The 15,390-nt window shown below is 42.9% G+C and carries 15 protein-coding genes; 5 read left to right on the top strand and 10 right to left on the bottom strand.

The window, feature by feature from the left end; genetic code table 11:
* Positions 1–214 precede the first annotated feature (214 nt).
* The gene (locus ED312_RS22885; RefSeq protein ID WP_123218347.1) at positions 215–1,195 is read right to left on the bottom strand and encodes a TIGR00341 family protein; all 981 of its coding nucleotides are present in this window, start codon (positions 1,193–1,195) and stop codon (positions 215–217) included.
* A gap of 328 nt (positions 1,196–1,523) precedes the next feature.
* Positions 1,524–2,642, bottom strand: coding sequence for a DNA polymerase III subunit beta (gene dnaN, locus ED312_RS22880; RefSeq protein WP_123218346.1), 1,119 nt, complete (start codon positions 2,640–2,642; stop codon positions 1,524–1,526).
* Positions 2,643–3,040: 398 nt separating this feature from the next.
* Here dnaN and ED312_RS22875 point away from each other — a divergent pair, with 398 nt between their 5' ends.
* Both ED312_RS22875 and ED312_RS22870 read left to right on the top strand, forming a co-directional pair.
* Positions 3,041–3,607 (top strand): NADPH-dependent FMN reductase, encoded by a 567-nt coding sequence (locus tag ED312_RS22875; protein ID WP_123218345.1) that lies wholly within the window; start codon positions 3,041–3,043, stop codon positions 3,605–3,607.
* A gap of 20 nt (positions 3,608–3,627) precedes the next feature.
* The gene (locus ED312_RS22870; RefSeq protein WP_123218344.1) at positions 3,628–4,086 is read left to right on the top strand and encodes a MarR family winged helix-turn-helix transcriptional regulator; all 459 of its coding nucleotides are present in this window, start codon (positions 3,628–3,630) and stop codon (positions 4,084–4,086) included.
* 66 nt (positions 4,087–4,152) lie between these two features.
* Here ED312_RS22870 and lptB read toward each other — a convergent pair whose 3' ends face one another.
* The 4 genes from lptB to ED312_RS22850 all read right to left on the bottom strand — a co-directional run bounded on the left by lptB (position 4,153) and on the right by ED312_RS22850 (position 7,222).
* On the bottom strand, positions 4,153–4,899 hold the full coding sequence (gene lptB, locus ED312_RS22865; RefSeq protein WP_123218343.1) for an LPS export ABC transporter ATP-binding protein: 747 nt from the start codon (positions 4,897–4,899) through the stop codon (positions 4,153–4,155).
* Positions 4,900–5,027: 128 nt separating this feature from the next.
* Positions 5,028–5,396, bottom strand: coding sequence for a carboxymuconolactone decarboxylase family protein (locus ED312_RS22860; protein ID WP_123218342.1), 369 nt, complete (start codon positions 5,394–5,396; stop codon positions 5,028–5,030).
* Between the two features lie 30 nt (positions 5,397–5,426).
* Positions 5,427–6,257 carry a twin-arginine translocase subunit TatC gene (tatC, locus tag ED312_RS22855; RefSeq protein ID WP_123218341.1) on the bottom strand — a complete coding sequence of 277 codons (831 nt, stop codon included), beginning with the start codon at positions 6,255–6,257 and terminating at the stop codon, positions 5,427–5,429.
* A complete protein-coding gene (locus tag ED312_RS22850) occupies positions 6,257–7,222 on the bottom strand; it encodes a KpsF/GutQ family sugar-phosphate isomerase (RefSeq protein WP_123218340.1) in 966 nt (321 codons plus the stop codon). The genes tatC and ED312_RS22850 overlap by 1 nt, the downstream gene beginning before the upstream one ends.
* Positions 7,223–7,310: 88 nt before the next feature.
* Between ED312_RS22850 and recQ the strand changes: the two genes are divergently transcribed.
* Positions 7,311–9,512, top strand: a complete 2,202-nt coding sequence (gene recQ / locus ED312_RS22845) for a DNA helicase RecQ (RefSeq protein WP_123218339.1) — start codon at positions 7,311–7,313, stop codon at positions 9,510–9,512.
* A 189-nt stretch (positions 9,513–9,701) separates the two neighbouring features.
* Positions 9,702–11,270, top strand: coding sequence for a M28 family metallopeptidase (locus ED312_RS22840; RefSeq protein WP_123218338.1), 1,569 nt, complete (start codon positions 9,702–9,704; stop codon positions 11,268–11,270).
* Between the two features lie 69 nt (positions 11,271–11,339).
* Here the strand turns inward: ED312_RS22840 and ED312_RS22835 are convergent, their stop codons facing one another.
* The 4 genes from ED312_RS22835 to ED312_RS22820 form a co-directional block, all read right to left on the bottom strand.
* Positions 11,340–12,407 (bottom strand): ArsO family NAD(P)H-dependent flavin-containing monooxygenase, encoded by a 1,068-nt coding sequence (locus tag ED312_RS22835; RefSeq protein ID WP_123218337.1) that lies wholly within the window; start codon positions 12,405–12,407, stop codon positions 11,340–11,342.
* A gap of 511 nt (positions 12,408–12,918) precedes the next feature.
* Positions 12,919–13,452, bottom strand: a complete 534-nt coding sequence (locus ED312_RS22830; RefSeq protein ID WP_206363305.1) for a lipocalin-like domain-containing protein — start codon at positions 13,450–13,452, stop codon at positions 12,919–12,921.
* Positions 13,453–13,487: 35 nt separating this feature from the next.
* Complete coding sequence (locus tag ED312_RS22825) at positions 13,488–13,838, bottom strand: 5-carboxymethyl-2-hydroxymuconate Delta-isomerase (protein ID WP_123218336.1); 351 nt, start codon at positions 13,836–13,838, stop codon at positions 13,488–13,490.
* A 13-nt stretch (positions 13,839–13,851) separates the two neighbouring features.
* Positions 13,852–14,415 (bottom strand): short chain dehydrogenase, encoded by a 564-nt coding sequence (locus ED312_RS22820; protein WP_123218335.1) that lies wholly within the window; start codon positions 14,413–14,415, stop codon positions 13,852–13,854.
* Between the two features lie 87 nt (positions 14,416–14,502).
* On the opposite strand from ED312_RS22820, the gene ED312_RS22815 reads away from it, so the two are divergent.
* On the top strand, positions 14,503–15,348 hold the full coding sequence (locus ED312_RS22815; RefSeq protein ID WP_123218334.1) for an AraC family transcriptional regulator: 846 nt from the start codon (positions 14,503–14,505) through the stop codon (positions 15,346–15,348).
* Positions 15,349–15,390: the final 42 nt, after the last annotated feature.

The following is a 15,390-nucleotide window of genomic DNA, read 5'->3' as shown; positions in this document are numbered from 1 at the left end:
AAATTACCTGAGTTCGTTGTTTATTTTTTGGGAAATTGGCTTACTTCTGAAAGTGCCTATCTTATATCAGAAAAGTGGTGTCCGTTCCTATAACGGGCACCAGCTTCTTATGCCCTATTTTAGTTTATGAAGTATTATCCGATAAGCCTGTTTTTCAAATTCCCGTTGGCCTGATCAACTAAAACAATCGGAACTCCGGAACTTTCCTGCCGCTTCATTCTGTCCCCATTTTCCGTATCATCAGAACGGCAATAATAATAAGTGCCAAAGCCAGAGACCATATCAGGAAGGCATTGCGGGTTTTCTTTTTAGCATTTTCTTTTTCCCACCATTTTCCAGGCTGTATCCCTGCCAGGTAGAAAGTAATAATCCCGGCAATATTCAGACAGATGATATTTGTAGAGAAAATAAGAAATGAGTTGAGTGCATCGCTATAATAAGCCCCTCCGAGCAAAAGACCTGCCCTCACAAGCGGAGGCACGAGTGCGGCCGCAACCATCACTCCCACCAAAGAACCTCCCTGGCCGCCAAGCGCAGAAATTACGCCTGCAAACCCACAGACCAAAGCCAGGACTACATCTTCCGCACTCAGTTTAGGGTCCATAGTAATATTTCCCACATCACCGGCCAGCATGCCCCAGAAAAAGGAGATAAGCAAAGCAATAACTGTCGAAACAATGCCCGTTATCATTGACTTTTTAATAATTTTCAGATCACCAAGTGTGGTTCCGAAAGCCATAGACATATTCGGTCCGAGGAAAGGGGCAATAACCATAGCCCCGATAATGATGGCTACATTATCTTTCAGTATGCCTATCCCCGCAACAAAAGAAGAGAGGATTACCATAAGGATAAAGTTCACGGAAAGATTTACCGGTTCATCCACATCACTGTAAAGCTCTTCTTTACTGATGGCTATAAATTTACTGAAACCTATCTTTTTTTCTTCTTCCTCATCCGGTGTCTCCAGTTTTGGCAGTATCCCCTCCACGGGATGTATAATCACCCGGCAATTTGGCATACTTTCCAGGTTGCTCAATAATTCTTTGGTATGTTCGTCCCGGATCAGCGCTTTAGTTACCAGATGACCATCCAGCGTTTCGGAACTCCATTTTTCTACAACTTCTTCTATATCCAGGAGCTTTTCCAGAACTTCTTTGTCCTCCTTTGTAATGATAATCTCTAATAGTCTCAACGATTGATGCGTAGATTAGGGTTAAACAATTATTCTTAAGCTTAAAGATAATAAAATTCTGACTTTCCCGGCTAAACAGGATCAAGTGCGGAGGTTTTGATAAACAACGGAATTGCTTTTTTGATTATCCGATCAGGCAGGCACCGCCTGTGAACTCAATAACCGGCACCTTCGCCAGGCTAATAGCCGGGCGGTATCTTCTTGTACTGCCAAAGTGCTGGAATGCGTCCGATCATTGTTGGAAGCAGGATTTGCCCTCTTTCAAAAACCAATAAAAAAGCCGCTCCTGAAAGGAACGGCCTGCATATGCTATTTATCTATTTGCTATCTAATTGTTAAGCATTACGGGCATTACCAGCATGGTAATGTACTCTCCTTCGTCGAGTCCATCTGCCGGGGTTAGGATCCCGGCCCTGTTGGGCAGCGACATTTCCAGGGATACATCATCAGAAGTCAGGTTATTCAGCATCTCAATGAGGAACCTTGAGTTAAAGCCTATTTGCATATCGTCTCCCTGATATTCACAAGTAAGTCTTTCTTCTGCTTTATTGCTGTAATCTATATCTTCGGCAGATATATTCAACTCTGCCCCTGCTATTTTCAAACGGATCTGGTGAGTTGTCTTGTTCGAAAAAATACTGACCCTCCTGGCGGAGTTGAGGAACTGCGTTCTGTCAATATTCAGTTTATTAGGGTTTTCTTTAGGAATTACCGCTTCATAGTTCGGGTACTTACCGTCGATAAGGCGACATACCAGTTCTACATTGTCAAACGTGAACTTGGCGTTACTTTCGTTATATTCTACGGTAACTTCCGTTTCACTTCCCCCCAGGATACCTTTCAGAAGGTTCAATGGTTTTTTGGGCATGATAAATTCTGCCACCTCACTTGCGGAAAGATCGGTACGCTGATACTTCACCAACTTATGGGCATCGGTAGCCACAAAAGTAAGGTTTTCCGGAGAAAACTGGAAGAATACCCCGCTCATCACCGGGCGAAGATCATCGTTACCTGCAGCAAAAATAGTCTTTGCTATTGCCGTTGCCAGAACATCTCCTGCTATGGAAGTAGAGCTGGGATCGGTAAGTTCCACTGTTTTAGGGAACTCGGAAGCATCTGCATAGGCCAGTGCATATTTACCGTGGTTAGAACTGATCTCTATCGTATTGTTGTCTTCCATGACAAACGTGAGCGGTTGTTCCGGAAATGTTTTCAGTATATCCAGGAGCAATCTGGCCGGCACCGCGATACTCCCTTCCGTATCGGATTCCACATCCAGCACCGCGCTCATGGTCGTTTCCAGGTCCGAAGCGGAAACCGTAAGCTTTTCCGCGTTTAATTCGAACAAAAAATTATCTAAGATAGGAAGGGTATTACTGTTGTTGATCACCCCACCCAAAACCTGTAGTTGTTTTAATAAATACGAACTGGATACAATAAACTTCATCTGTTAGTTTTTAAGGCTCCTTCCTCCAAAGAATGCGCAAAAGGAGATTTCTTATGTTCAACTACAAATATATCTTAATTATAAATTTTACAGAAAGATATTTATTAACATGTTATGAAAATTTCCCGGGTATATTTTCACCTCATAAACCACATCCGGGACAGGGTATTCTCTTTCATAGTAACGCTGCTATCTAAATGTATAAAAGGAGTATTGGTCTGATTACCCGTCTGAAAACAGGGGATCAGGTCCCTGCTGTTTTTATGTCCGCCCCCCATCATCATTGACCGGGCAAATAAAACAATAAATATATTCTATCAAAAACACATCAAGCCATTGTTATTATCGATTAATTTTAAACATCGAAAAAAGTTAATCTCATTTAAAAAACCTCTACAATGAAAACAACTATTATTATCGGAAGTGTACGAAATGAAAGACGTTCCCATCTCCTGGCGAATTTTATACAACAACAGCTTTCCGCAAAAGGGACCGAAACCGATATTATCGACCTCAGCAGGACACCTCTTCCTGTTTACGGTATGGACGGACCGGATACGGCACATATAGCCCCCATAAGCAGGAAACTGGAACAAAGTGATGCTCTCATCCTAGTAACGCCGGAATATCACGGCAGTTTTTCCGGAGCCCTGAAAAATATGCTCGATTATTACTGGGCTGAATTCCAGAAGAAACCGATAGGTGTTGCCACGGCATCTTCCGGGAAAATGGGGGGTATTAATGCTTCTTCGCAATTGCAACACGTTATCCTGAGCCTGGGCGCTTATGCCCTGCCCCTGAAACTACTTGTCCCGGAAATACACCAGGCTTTTGACGACACCAATTCTCCTGTCCATGAATCTGTCACCGGCAATACGGAAAAGTTTCTGAATGAATTCCTCTGGTATACCGATGCCATTTATCAGAAAAAGGCCCGGGAAAGCAGTATGGTTTCGATAGGTTAATCCAATCAAAATACAAGAATATGGACGAAAAAAAAGACAGAAATGCAGAAGTAATGCAGGTATTTCGTGAAAAAGGCCCGATAGGATACTGGGTAAAAAAGACCAATGACACTTTTTCGAATGTTACACGAAAGACAACTTCACATGGAAATTTTAACCGCCTGGAGTGGCAGTTCCTGAATCTCATCAACGAAAAAAAGGACCTTCCCGTAGATGAGGCGGCCAAACTACTAGATTTTTTTATGGACCAAAGCGGAATGGAAAAACTGGTAAAACGCTTTGAAGCGCAAAATCTCATACGTGTACATCGTCATCACATTTTTCTTACCGAAAAAGGAAAACAGGCATATGAAGAAGTATTACAAATACAGGAGCAGATTATAGCTAACGCCCTGGAAAACGTATCTCCTGAAGCTTATACAACCTGTATAGAAACCCTGCAGATCATATTAAAAAATCTTCGCCCGTATACTTTATAGGATAAGAGAAATCCCCATAGAAACTGTCTGGACAGTGGCTCAAAGCACCCTTTTCAGGCAGTTCTTTTACTTGTGAAAATCCAGTTTTTTCCGTCGTAGTTCAAAATTCTGCCCCAGATATACTTTTCTCACCATTTCATCTGCAGCCAGTTCTTCCGGTTCTCCCGCCTTGAGGATACTTCCTTCGAACATAAGGTAAGACCGCTCTGTAATGGCCAGGGTTTCCTGAACATTGTGATCGGTAATCAGGATGCCGATATTTTTATTCTTCAGCTGGGCTACAATACGCTGTATATCCTCTACCGCAACAGGGTCGACCCCGGCAAACGGTTCATCCAGTAAAATAAAATTCGGGTCTGTGGCAAGTGCCCTGGCTATTTCCGTCCGTCTCCGTTCTCCTCCGGAAAGCAGGTCGCCCCGGCTCTTCCGGATATGTCCCAGACCGAACTCTTCGATAAGTGCCTCCACCTTCATATGTTGCTCTTTCTTCGAAAGCTTGGTCAGCTGTAAAACACTCAGGATATTTTCTTCGATATTGAGTTTACGAAACACGGAAGCTTCTTGCGCAAGGTAGCCGATACCATTCTGTGCCCTTTTATACATAGGGTACCTCGTAATGTCCAGACTATCGAGATAAATATTTCCCCCATTGGGTTTGATAAGCCCCACGATCATATAAAAAGAAGTGGTCTTTCCCGCTCCGTTAGGGCCGAGAAGCCCCACGATCTCTCCCCGGTTCACTTCCAGGGAAATGCCTTTTACTACTTGTCGTCCTTTGTAGGACTTCATTATATTTTCAGCTCTCAGCTTCATTTGCAACTTGGCTTAGAAAGTAAAAATACGAAAAACATCCGTCCTTCCGGTCATGCCCCCGGGTTTAGTTTTCCTTTAACGCTTCGGAAAACCTTCAATCTCAGGAAACTTCATCGTCCGGAAACACTCTACCGATGGGGTTCCCCGGTCCCGGATTTAGCTTCAAGGGCATCCCAGAATTCATAGGCCTTTCGCAGGTGCGGGATCACTATGGTACCCCCTACGAGGGTAGCTATCCCGAGGGCTTCCATAACTTCTTCACGGTTGAGTCCTTCCTTATGGCAGCTTTCGAGATGATACTTCACACAGTCGTCACAACGGAGTACGGCAGACGCGACCAGCCCGAGAAGTTCCTTGGTACGCACATCCAGGGTACCCGGCATATAAGCATTGGTATCCAGGTTAAATATACGCTTTATGATCTTATTGTTATCTGCCAGAATACGATCGTTCATCCTGGAACGGTAGTCGTTGAACTCTTCTACTATATCGGCCATTTTTCCCGTTTTTAAAATTCGATTATCCTCTTATGATCTTCTCAGCGCCTTATCTTCCTTTTCCTGCTTACGAAGCACAAATCTGGATATGACAATACTTACTTCATACAGGATGAGGATAGGGACGGACACCACTATCTGGCTGGCAATATCCGGAGGAGTGATCACCGCCGAAAGTATAAGCACTATAACCAGGGCCACCTTCCGGTACTTCTTCAGGAATTCCGGAGTTACCAGTCCTATTTTGGTCAGGAAAAATATGATGATCGGTAATTCGAAGATCAATCCGCAGGAGATCACCGAGGCACGCACGGTGGCAATATAAGAACTAAGGTCTATATCGTTATGCACCTCCGGACTCACCTGATATGAAGCCAGGAAGTTAATGGACAACGGAGATATCACATAATAACCAAAGGCCACCCCCATAAAAAACAATAGCGAGGCGATCACAATAAAACCTCTGGCATTTTTTTTCTCATTATCGTATAACCCCGGGCTTATAAAACGCCAGAATTCGTACAATACATACGGAAATGCTATAATAAAACCTGCCCAGATAGCTGTCCAGATATGTGCGGAGAACTGTCCGGCCATAGTACGGCTCTGGATCTGGAACGGCAGCTCCTCCGTACAGAAGCTGTCGTCCAGCCCAAGGGTCTGTGATATTTTACAGAAGAACTCATAGGTTACGAAATCAGCTTTTTTGGGGCCGAAAATAATCGTGTCAAAAATAAAGTCCTTAGCCATAAATGCCAGAAATCCCACGATTACCACTGCCAGTGTAGCTCGTATAAGATGCCAGCGGAGTTCTTCCAGATGGTCGAGGAAAGACATCTCCTCCTGTTTCTTTTTTGCCATTATATGATTCCTTCTTTAATTAGGTTGTGCAAATGGATTACCCCGGCGTATTCCCCATCTTCTTCTACCAGGAGTTGCGATATACTGTTTTTTTCCATGACTTCCATGGCATCTACAGCCATAGCATCAGCCTGGATGCTCTTTGGGTTTTTGCTCATAATATCCCCTGCGGTGAGGCCGTTTATATTGTCGTACTTATTGAGCATTCGCCTTATATCACCATCGGTTACCACCCCGATAATTTTTCCGTCTTCTATAACTGCCGTGGCTCCGAGCATTTTTTCCGATATTTCCACGATGACCTTCCTTACGTCCATATCCGGGCTCACCTGTGGTTTCAAATTGGCCGATGAAATATCGCGCACCCGAAGGTACAATTTTTTACCAAGCGATCCCCCGGGATGATATTTGGCAAAGTCGTTACTGGTAAATCCTCTCAGGCTTAAAAGACAAATAGCTAAGGCATCGCCTATAACCAGCTGTGCCGTAGTACTGGTGGTTGGTGCCAGGTTGTTCGGACAGGCTTCTTTTTCCACATAGGCATTGAGAATAAAATCTGCCTGTTGTCCTAAAAGCGAGTCGCGGTTGGAGGTAATGGCTATGAGTTTGTTCGTACCGTTCTTGAGCAAGGGTACCAGAACTTTTATTTCGGGGGTATTGCCGCTTTTGGAAATACATATCACTACATCATCTCCCTGGATGGTTCCCAGGTCTCCGTGAATGGCATCCGCAGCATGCATAAAAATGGCAGGTGTACCGGTAGAATTGAGGGTGGCTACTATTTTTGTAGCTATAATCGCACTTTTCCCGATCCCTGTTACAATTACTCTCCCCTTACTGTTGAAAATATACTGTACAGCGCTGGAAAATTCATCGTCTATCAAAGATTTCAGGTGACTTATAGCACTACTTTCAATTTCAATTACTTCTTTTGCAACCGCTTTTATAGCCTCGTTATTACTCAAAATTTTTTTAAAGATTTATTGTTTGTAATAATTATAGAATGTTATATCTTTAGTTGTGCAAATGTATGTAAAATAGTAAAACGATAGAATGAGTTCAGTTGAAATTGACTTGCATAAGAAGTTAAAGCAATATTTCGGTTTTAACCAATTCAAAGGATTACAGGAAGGTGTCGTAAGAAGTATAGTTAACAATCACAACACATTTGTGATCATGCCTACGGGCGGTGGAAAATCGCTCTGCTACCAGTTGCCGGCATTGGTCGAAGAAGGTACGGCAATTGTGGTTTCTCCCCTGATAGCACTTATGAAAAACCAGGTAGATGCCCTTCGGGGCCTGTCTTCCAATGACGGTATTGCCCATGTACTTAATTCTTCCCTTACCAAAAATGAGGTGAAAACCGTGATGCAGGACATCCGGGAAGGAACGACCAAGTTGCTTTACGTAGCACCCGAATCCCTTACGAAAGAAGAATACATCGAGTTCCTGAGATCCGTAACAATTTCCTTCGTAGCTGTTGACGAAGCACATTGTATCTCCGAGTGGGGCCATGATTTCCGGCCGGAATACCGGAATCTCCGGGCCATTATCAAACGATTGGGAGACGATATCCCCATCATTGCATTAACGGCCACAGCCACGCCGAAAGTACAGGAAGACATCCTCAAAAACCTCGGTATTACCGATGCCAATACATTCAAGGCTTCCTTTAACCGCCCCAACCTCTTTTACGAGGTACGTCCGAAAACCAAAAATGTAGATGCCGACATTATACGCTTTGTAAAGCAAAACTCGGGAAAATCAGGTATAATCTACTGTTTAAGCAGAAAACGTGTCGAAGAACTGGCACAGACACTGCAGGTAAATGGCATCAGTGCCGTTCCCTATCACGCAGGTCTCGATGCCAAGACGAGGGCCAAGCACCAGGATATGTTTCTTATGGAAGATGTAGACGTCGTGGTGGCTACTATCGCTTTTGGTATGGGGATCGACAAACCGGATGTACGATTTGTCATACACCACGATATTCCGAAGAGTATAGAGAGTTATTACCAGGAAACCGGAAGGGCCGGAAGAGACGGCGGCGAAGGCCATTGCCTCGCTTTTTATTCTTACAAGGACATTGAAAAACTGGAAAAGTTCATGGCCGGGAAACCGGTGGCCGAACAGGAAATAGGGCATGCCCTCCTACAGGAAATGGTAGCCTATGCCGAGACCTCTATGTCCCGCCGAAAGTTCATTCTGCACTATTTCGGGGAAGAATTTGACGAAGTAAACGGGGAGGGTGCGGATATGGATGACAACATCCGTAACCCGAAGAAAAAACACGAAGCCAAGGACGATGTGGTTAAATTGCTTTCCGTAGTAAAAAGCACCAATCAGAAATTCAAGGCTAAAGAAATAGTAAACGTTCTGGTAGGCAAGGTCAACGCGCTTATAAAATCTCATAAAACAGACGAAAAACCGTTCTTCGGAACAGGAAAGGAAAAAGAAGGCAAACACTGGATGGCCCTTATACGCCAGGTCCTGGTAGCCGGACTACTGAAAAAGGAGATCGAAACCTACGGGGTACTTTTCCTCACAAAAGAAGGTAAAGATTTCCTCGAGTCCCCTCATTCCTTCATGATGACCGAAGATCACACCTATGAAGCAGCAGAGGACGATACCATTGTTACGACCAAGAAAAGCGGGGCTGCGGTAGCCGATGAAACCCTCCTGCGCATGTTGAAGGAACTTCGGAAAAAAGAAGCCCAGAAAATGGGTGTCCCCCCCTTTGTGGTCTTCCAGGACCCCTCCCTGGAAGATATGGCCCTCAAATATCCCATAGACTTCAAAGAACTGCTCAATGTTCACGGAGTAGGCGAAGGTAAGGCCAAGAAATACGGTAAACCATTTACAGACCTCATTACCCGGTACGTAGAAGACAATGATATCATTCGTCCGGATGACCTTGTGGTAAAAAGCACCGGTGCCAATTCGGCCTTAAAACTCTACATCATACAAAATGTAGACCGGAAACTGCCTCTGGATGACATTGCTCATGCCAAAGGCTTAAGCATGGACGATTTCATCAAAGAAATGGAGCAGATCGTATATAGCGGCACCAAGCTGAATATAGATTACTGGATAGACGACATACTGGACGAAGACCAGCAGGAAGAGCTACACGAATATTTTCTGGATGCCGAATCGGACAAAATATCTGTTGCTATGGAAGAGTTCGATGGTGATTACGAAGATGAAGAAATCCGCCTGTACCGCATCAAATTTATTAGTGAAGTGGCCAATTAACGGCCTTTTCAATAGCAGAGGACATCTGCTGTTGTCCATATAAAACCGTACGGAAAACGGTATTCATAATAGTATTTTCCGGTTTTGCCCCCCTTCTTACCATAGAAACCTCATTTCCCAAACTTTAAGAAAACATTGCTCCCCATATTTCTCTTTTTATATATATTTGACAAATTTATATAGTTTACAATGAGAAAAATACTTTATTTGGCGTTATCCGTGGCTTTTGCATGCAACAGCTCTCAAAAAGCCACTACACCTTCTAAAGAGGCACCTTCGTATGATCCTGTGCCTTATGCAAAAGTTATAACCGAACAGAATCTAAAAGATCATCTCTACACCTATGCTTCCGATGAATTCGAAGGACGGGAAACCGGGAAGCCAGGACAAAAAAAAGCTGTAGAATATCTCAAGAACCACTACGTGAAACTGGGCATCCCCGCCGCACAGGGTAACGGTGATTATTTTCAGGAAGTCCCTCTTGAGGTCAGCGGAATGCCCGACGGCTCCCTGAGTATAAATGACAAAAAATTTGAAATGGGAGAAGACTTTGTCACTTTTCAATCTCCCGTCAAAACCGAATATACAGCAAAAGAAATCATTTTTGCAGGATACGGCATAGAAGATACCGGTTATTCCGACTACAAGGACCTGGACGTAGAAGGCAAAATAATCATTACCATAGTAAGTGAACCTAAAAATGCAGATGGTACGTATGTGATTTCCGGGACCAACTCCCCGTCCAAATGGTCTGACATTAAAATATCCATGCCCGACAGGCTGGATGCTGCCATGAAAAAAGGAGCAAAAGGGGTATTGATGCTGGACCGGAACAATTACGAAATGATCGCGCAGCAATTCCAGTTTATGAAAGAAAGAGCCGGAGACGGTAGAATGCAACTGAAAGGAGAAGAGGAAGAAGATTTCTTTTTCGCTTTCATCAACGAAAAGGTAGCCACACAGATCAGTGCTGATCTTGAAAAACTGGACAGAGGCACTGCTATCCCGGCAAATTTCCAACTGGAGTTCACAGGAGAATCCGAAGAGGTCAGTTCGGAAAATGTAGTGGCCTTCATTAAAGGTTCAGAGAAACCGAATGAATACCTGGTCATATCATCCCACCTCGACCACATCGGTATAACCGAAGACGGACAGATCAACAATGGAGCCGACGATGACGGTTCCGGCTCCGTAGCCCTTCTGGAAATTGCCAAAGCATTCAAAAAAGCAGAAGAAGACGGAAATGCTCCCAGGCGTTCGGTAGTATTCCTTCATGTAACCGGAGAAGAAAAGGGGCTTTTAGGTTCCGATTATTACACAAGACATCCTATTTTTCCCCTGGAAAATACTGTGGCAGACCTGAATATCGATATGATAGGCCGTATAGACCCGAAAAGGGAGGGGGACAGGAATTATGTTTACCTGATCGGCTCGGATAAACTAAGTACGGAACTGCACAACCTCTCTGAGGAAGTAAACAAAAAATACTGCAATATAGAACTGGACTATACCTATAACGATGATAACGATCCCAACAGGTTCTATTATCGCAGTGACCATTACAACTTTGCAAAAAACAACATTCCCGTTATTTTCTATTTCAACGGTACCCACGACGATTATCACAGACCTGGAGACACACCTGACAAAATAAATTATGACCTGCTGGAAAATCGCACGCGGCTGATATTTTATACCGCCTGGGAGATCGCCAATCGCGAAAACCGGCCGGTAGTGGATAAGGCAGTACAAGAATAAGAAATGGCAACCTTCAGCTATAAAAAATCCCGGAAGAAGATTCTCACCGGGATTTTTTTATTGTTCCTTTCATGGCTTTACGTTTTCCAGAAATCCTTCTACCTCTCGTACCATCTGCCTGGCTGTTCTGTTGACTCCTATTAAGGTTGCCGAAGCATACCCGGTCCAGCTTCCGTATCCCACCAACCACAAACCGGGCACTTCCACGGACCTTGTCCCCGTTGTGCGGACGGTCCCCTTCTCATCCGGTGTAGCCAGGTTCTTCAGAAAAGCCGTGGCATACCCGAAACCTGTACACCAGATAATTGCATCAAAAGCTTCTTCGGCTCCGTTTTCCCATATTACACCTTCCTCGTACATGGCCGTAAAGGTCCCTCCGGATATTAACACTCCTCGTTTACGGGCGTCTTTTACAGAAGGGACCATGACTATATTTCCCAGGTTATACCCCGATCTGTCGAATGGTTTTCCTTCCTGTTCTGCCTTATATTTTGCCGTAGCTACATTAAAAAGGTCATATCCATCCACATTATCCGGTAAAAATTTAGGTTCCTTCCTTGTAGCCCATTTTACTTCCCGGCAGTATAAAGATAGTTCGGCCGTAATCTGCGCCCCGGAATTCCCTTCCCCTACAACCAATATCTTTTGTCCTACAAATGGTCCCGGCTGACGATAATCGGCCGAGTGCAGCTGAATACCTTTGTACTTCTTCCTTCCCGTCACTTCGGGAATAACAGGGTTGGCCCATGTTCCCGTTGCACTGATCACCGTCCTTGTATAAAAATCTCCTTTAGTGGTTATAAGCCTGAATACCCCGTCATGTCGCTCCACATCATACACCCGGACCGGTCGCTCTACGGGAAAACCATAGCGTTCTTCATATTTCCCAAGGTAGTTTATAACTTCTGCTTTTGTCGGGAACCTCCCTTCGGATTTCGGCATCAACCAGCCGGGCAGTGAACTGTGTTCGGCAGGAGAAAACAAGGTAAGACTGTCCCAGGTACTTTGCCAGGCCCCGCCGCTTTCTTCCCGGTCGTCCAGAATCAGGTAGTTCAATTTTGTCCTCCTGAGGTAATACCCCGTTGCCAGACCGCTTTGCCCCCCGCCGATAACGATAACATCAAAAACAGTATTCATGGTACATATTCAGATTTAGATCTGGTCCGGGTTACAAGTACGTGCCTTAAGAACCAGGTGTTTGTCGTGAATTAATATATCGCAATATTACGATAAGTCATTTGTTTCTGAAAATAAGCGCTATTTTTTATAACTATATGATGATAAAAAGACTTTATGTTGTCTCAAACTTACCTTCCACCTCGTCCCTTTCCAGTACCCGGTTCTTTACAATGCCATAGTTTATTACTCACCTTTTCTATATGCATCTGCACCTGGTCATACGGCCTGTTCATATCGTCTCTATCTCCACGTCCTTCTCCCGGAAAAGATCAATTACGATTTGCTGAAAAACCGTGCCCGACAGATATTTTATACCACGCAGGAGATCGCTAATATGGAAAACGGGATTGCTGTGGAATAGTCCCTTGAACTTTATAACATGCAGAAAAGACAATCCCGTTCGGTTGGATTCGAACGGGATTATCTACTATATGACATTCATAAATGATATTATAAAGGACAAAAACAACTATTTTTTCTTCCACACCACAGTTGCTGTAACAGCCCCGCCATTAGTTGTATTGGTTACAACATAGCTCAGCATATTGTTTTCCAGTTTATAAGAACGCACCTGCGCATTGCCCTCCCAGTTAGGATAAAAAGCATGCAGCACATTGAAAGTAATAGTCCGCTTTTCGGAGTGAACAGTATATGTGCCAAAATGAGAATTATTGCCTTTGACCAAGGCAGCGTTTTCATCTAGTGTTGCCTTATTCTTATCTCCTGCCGCAACTTCTGGACGAGTAGCTTTTAAAATTTGTATGGCGTATTCACCAGCGTCAGTAAACACAAGCAAACCAACAGGATTTTTGCCGTAAGGAAATGTTTTACTTCCATCGGCATTGGTATTTTCTACTGCTACCAATGACCATGTACCGACAAATTGTTTTCTGTTTTCTTTTGACAGCCTTATGTCTTGTGCCTGTAATGCGGTAAATAACATTATAAATGTAGCACACATTAAGTTTCTCATAACTTTATTCCTTGTTCTTAAATTTCTCATAATCTTATTTATTTGTTTTTAAAAATTTATTTTGTCTAATATGACAACAAATGCCTGTTACAATAACCGGCTTTTGCAAATTCATTCACACTTGAAGCTATAAACTCAATATCAGGAAACAGGCCCGTCAGTGTTTTTACAACCCGGTGCGACAAGTCGGCTTTTTGCTCTTCCGTTCTTCCTTCAAGAATATATCCGAATACGTGAATGAAGTCAGTCTTTTTACCCCCGACTTCGTACCGTACATAAGGGTTCATCCTTACTTTAATATCTTCTTCTGTAAAAAGACCGCTTGCATTAGTAGCATCAAATACTGCTGTTAAAATTTCGGGTTCAGACATCTGTGTTAAAACATTTGCCGAACAATCAATAATAAAATGTGGCATAATTTATTTGTTTTTAATTGTAACCAACTCTTATAATTTCTCCGTTAGCCGAAGTTGCAATGCTTTTAAAATAGCCATTAATCAAATCTTGGGTAGCAATGTCTGTAATTTTTGACGGGCTTATAACATTAATCCTTATACCTCTTGGCATTTCCAGTGCAGCCGCCAGTACAAAGCTGTTTACAGCGCCATTTGTTACGGCTTTGCCTGATGAGCCTTTAGCAGGATTTTCACCCATTTTGCCTGATATGAGTGTAAATGAACCATTGTCATTGATATATCTCAAACCTGTGATTACAAGATTTATTTGAGCCAATAATTTTTGTTGTACTCCTGTACGATATTTTTCATCTGTCATTGAAAGCAAGTCGCTTGTAACACTGTCACCTGCTGTACAAACAACTGCATCAACAATTCCTGTTTGTGTAAAAAGGTTTTCAAGGGAAGCGATGGAAGAAATATCCACCGAAACATCGCCACTGTTTCTTCCTGCCGTAATTACTTCGTGATTTTGTTGCAGGGCAGGTGTAACAATTTTTCCGATATTACCATATGCTCCGATAATTAAAATTTTCATTTGCTTATAATTTTATAACGCAAAGTTATTCTGAAAGCAAGTGTTTAAATTTGCACTATTTTACACTTTTTCTGTATTTTTACCATTATGAAAGGAGAAACTTTATATAAGCCTTATGAAATAGAATGGAAAGAAATGCTGCGTTTCCCCAAAACCACCAAGCGCAACAATTTTTTTGAATTGATTTATGTAATAGACGGAACGGGCATTCAACTGGTAAACAAAAACAGATTTAATTATCGCAAAGGCAACTTATTTTTACTAACCCCACAGGATGAATACTCATTTGATATCGCTACGCCAACAACTTTCTTTTTTCTCCGTTTCAATGAATCATTTGTAAAGGAAAAAATTGGCAAAGACAAAGATGCCGTAAACCAGATGGAATATATTTTACAAAATGCCAGTCACCGTCCCGGATGTATTTTAAAAAACAAAGTGGATAAACCATTGATCGCTTCACTTATTGAGAGTATCCTGAACGAACAAACTAATCAACAGTTGTACTACAATCGCATTACAGGACAAATCGTTAATACCATCATTACCATTGTGGCGAGGAATATTGCCTTGAAACTTCCGAAGAATGTAAAAGAAAGTACCGGCGAACCAGTATTAGAGATACTGCAATACATTCAGGAAAATATTTTTGACCAAGAGAATTTAAAGACACAAAATCTCAGTGACCATTTTAATATATCACCGAATTACATGGGACGATATTTTAAAAAGCAAACGGGTGAAACCCTCCAAAGCTATATTGTCAATTATAAATTAAGACTGGTAGAGACAAGGCTGTTGCACAGCGATATGCGAATAAACGAAATCGCTTACGAACTTAATTTCTCCGATGAAAGCCACCTGAACCGTTTATTTAAAAAATATAAAGGGATGAATCCGTCCGAGTTTAGAAAGACAAATAATGCAAATTGAAAATTGGCAGTACCCAAAAGACTGTGTAAGTAGCAATTTAGG

The sequence above is a fragment of the Sinomicrobium pectinilyticum genome (genome assembly GCF_003725735.1).
Lineage (GTDB): Bacteria > Bacteroidota > Bacteroidia > Flavobacteriales > Flavobacteriaceae > Sinomicrobium > Sinomicrobium pectinilyticum.
Note: the sequence above shows the minus strand (reverse complement) of the source record. Positions and strands in the feature narration are given on the sequence as shown.